Origin of the sequence: Vibrio sp. 10N.222.46.A1 (genome assembly GCF_041473595.1) — a bacterium.
GTDB classification, from domain to species: domain Bacteria; phylum Pseudomonadota; class Gammaproteobacteria; order Enterobacterales; family Vibrionaceae; genus Vibrio; species Vibrio tasmaniensis_A.
Map to the genome: position 1 here is coordinate 1 of NZ_JBFRSN010000760.1, position 3,452 is coordinate 3,452.

At 43.6% G+C, this 3,452-nt stretch carries 3 protein-coding genes; 1 reads left to right on the forward strand and 2 read right to left on the reverse strand.

Translation table 11 applies throughout. The features are described from left to right. Positions 1-200 precede the first annotated feature (200 nt). Both AB4496_RS19710 and AB4496_RS19715 read right to left on the reverse strand, forming a co-directional pair. Positions 201-1,727, reverse strand: coding sequence for an HD-GYP domain-containing protein (locus AB4496_RS19710; protein WP_009847049.1), 1,527 nt, complete (start codon positions 1,725-1,727; stop codon positions 201-203). A 298-nt stretch (positions 1,728-2,025) separates the two neighbouring features. Then, complete coding sequence (locus AB4496_RS19715) at positions 2,026-2,325, reverse strand: hypothetical protein (RefSeq protein ID WP_009847048.1); 300 nt, start codon at positions 2,323-2,325, stop codon at positions 2,026-2,028. A 220-nt stretch (positions 2,326-2,545) separates the two neighbouring features. On the opposite strand from AB4496_RS19715, the gene AB4496_RS19720 reads away from it, so the two are divergent. Further along, the coding region (locus AB4496_RS19720) for a PLP-dependent aminotransferase family protein (protein WP_372131692.1) at positions 2,546-3,452 on the forward strand (907 nt) is incomplete at its 3' end.

Sequence of the window (3,452 nt, forward strand, 5' to 3'; positions counted from 1 at the left end):
CCAGCATATATATGCTGGTTTTTTTATAGAATCTTATTCAGTCACTCTTCCTGTTTCGTTTAACTTAATACTCGAATGAAGCTGACTCAAAAAATCACTCTGCGGCCTAACCTATATAACTATTGTAGCCTGTATAACACCCCATAACTTACTGTAACCTGTATAGTCGGAGCCTGTATAGTTAGTGGTTTTCGAAAAGACTAATCAGGTTGAGCAACAAAGCTTTCTCGTTCAAGTTCACTTTGCATGTTTTTTCCATCCTTGTAGGTCGCGGCAATTGAAACGAACTCTTGTTCGACGGCCAGAAAAGCTTGGACAACTTGCGGGTCAAAATGGGTCCCATTGCCCTCCAAGATAATCTGTTTCGCTTGCTCATGAGTAAAGGCTGGCTTGTAGACTCGCTTCGATATTAATGCGTCATAAACATCGGCCAATGCCATTAAGCGACCGGATAATGGGATCTCTTCACCAGACAACTGATTTGGATAACCGCTGCCATTCCATTTCTCGTGGTGAGTGAGAGAAATCTCTTTCGCGACTCTTAAGAAAGAACTGCTTCCCAATTGCTTTTCTGCAATAGATAACGCTTCGGCGCCAATAGCAGGGTGACCTTTCATTATCTCAAACTCTTCATCCGTCAGTTTGCCCGGTTTTAGCAGCACACTGTCAGGTACTCCAACCTTACCTACATCATGCAGTGGGGCAGATTTATAAAGCAGCTCGATATAGTTGGGTGTTAATAAGGTCGCGTGAGCTTCAGATTTGCTGAGCTCCAGTGCGAGTACCTTTACGTATTCTTGAGTTCGTAAAATATGGGCGCCAGTTTCATTGTCTCGAGATTCAGCTAGTGCAGATAAGCTAACAATCGCGACGTCACGTGTGGTTTTTACTTCGTCTTGAGCGTTTTCGAGGCTATCAAGCATGGTATTGGTCATAGATGCTATTGACCCAAGCTCGTTGTAGCTAAATATAGGTAAGCGAACGCCTGGCTCACCATTAGTTACTTTACTTAATGCGTGCTCTTGGCTTAGAAGAATACGTCTAATCAGCTGGCTCCATAGAGTCATGATGGTTATCGCGTATCCACCTAGTACAACCGCCAAATAAATGAACTCTTTGATCACGCTGATCTTGCCCGTACCATCTAGCAAACGGCCGGGGTTGTGTTCTAGCCAGAAGATGTCTTTGACGGCCACCATAGTCAGCATGGTGGTCAGTGTTACCAGAAGCACGATGACCAAACCAATCATTTGTTTAACCAGTGAACTTCTTTCACCTATCAGGTGGAAGTCAAATTGCCCAGTCATCTCCATTTCATCTATTTGGCTAAGCTTCGCTTTCAGTTGAAGAATGGTACCGGTAAAGAAACCAAATAGGCTCATGCCGAACAGCACTTTCAAGTTACTGTCTATCGTGAAGTCGTAGCTTAGGTTGTAGTAGAGCGCGAAAGGAATACTCGCGGCAAAGAACAACATAGTATCGAGTTGTGCAAATCGACCTTGTTTGACTAAGGTGTGCTGCGATAGCAAATAATGACGCGCTAGCCACAATAAGATAAAGACACTACTGACTTGGGTGAAAATTTCTAACGTCGTTAAGCTTTCGAGCATCGGGCATACCCGACTGCCGTAGGTGCCAAATAGCACGCCAGCGATGACGTATAATTGAGTCGTTAGCGATTGATTGTAATTTGAAGTATCCATCGATAAGCCTTTGTTCATTTTCATCTTAAGGTCTCGCAACTATTCCTAAGTTTACGAATACGTATTTTGTGTATTAATTCACGAGGTTGGTAGGTATGTATGGCTAGTATAGCGAGTGTGAATAAGGTCGGGGATTCTATCGATAGCTTTTGTTGAATGATACAAAAAATTGGTTTGTGTTAGATAATTGTTAGCTAGATGGGTGTTATTACGGCAGTTTTTATGAAGACACTTGAATAGTCCCGGTTGAAATACGAGACTATTCAGTCGATATATTTGAGTAAAGTCGAGAGTGATTGACGACTACTTACCTCTAATCAAATTACTTTTTCAGATTGATTTCAGATTCAATTGAGTTGGTTTCAATGTCTGGGTGAGATGCTAGTTTGTCTGATGCCCATTGGTTTAGGTGTTTCAGAATAGCAGACACCGCGTGTTTCTCAGTTGGTGCTTGGTCTTGATCGACGTCGATCTCCTGCTTTGGATGTGAGCCTGTTGCATCTTCAGCGATATGGAGCCAGTCTGGGTGCCAGTAATATGGCTGGCCACTCGGTGTTGTCCAACTATGAACACCGTTTGACTCTCCTTTATAACTTAACTGGTCTGCTTCTATTTTTTTCATTTTTATCTCGCATGTTTTTTGGATTACATCAAATTATAGAGGCGTAGAACGAACTTGGCTCTCGCCTTGGTTACAAACTTAGCAAAGCATACAAAGTTATCTGTGAACCAATTCACACTATTATAGAAATTAGGCTCAATCATATGGATAGCAGCAATAGTTGTTAACGTTAGTGATAAAATCTCAGGCTTATTAGAATTTCTCTAGGTAGTACAATTAGATGGCGCGTTATGAAGAGCTTGCAAAGGATATTCGAACTCAGATAGCGAACAACACGTGGCGTTCAGGAGAAAAGATCCCTTCCGTCCGCATGAGTTGTCGCAATTACAGCGTCAGCAATAGTACTGTCTTACAAGCCTACCAATTGTTAGAAAGCGAAGGGTGGATCATCGCTAAGCCTCAGTCGGGCTACTTTGTTGCACCACGTGTGGACGGCGTTGATTATGAACTGCCGTTAGTACACAAAAAGAAAGCCATTAATGATCGCTTATTCGACTTTTTGAAATCGAGTTCGGCAGAGGGGGTTATTCCTTTTGGATCAGCATTCCCAGATCCTGACCTTTTCCCTTTGCCTAGCTTGACTCGAAACCTCGCCAGTGCGGGAAGGAAGATGACAGGTGCTAGTGTGATCAATAATCTGCCACCGGGCAGTGAAACATTACGCAGGCAAATCGCTCAGCGCTATCAAGCTGGTGGGCTAGATGTATTGCCCGACGATATTGTGATCACATCTGGGGCAATGGAAGCACTTAACTTATGCCTGCAATCCTGTACCGAACCGGGTGACTTAGTCGCGATAGAGTACCCTGCGTTTTACGGTGTGTTACAGACCATTGAAAGGCTTAATCTTACCGCTGTTGAGATCCCGACCGATCCTGAAACCGGTATCGATTTAGATGTATTGGAGTCGGTGTTCGCTTCAATGGACATCAAAGCATGTTGGTTCATGACAGAATCGCAAAACCCTGTTGGCTATTCGATGAGTGATAACAACAAGCAGCGACTCGCCGAGTTAGTGAATGACCATAAGATCCCGATGATCGAAGACGATGTGTATCGAGAACTTCATGTCGGCAACCAAAGCTCATTGCCTGCTAAAGCCTATGACACCGGCGAGCAAATCATGC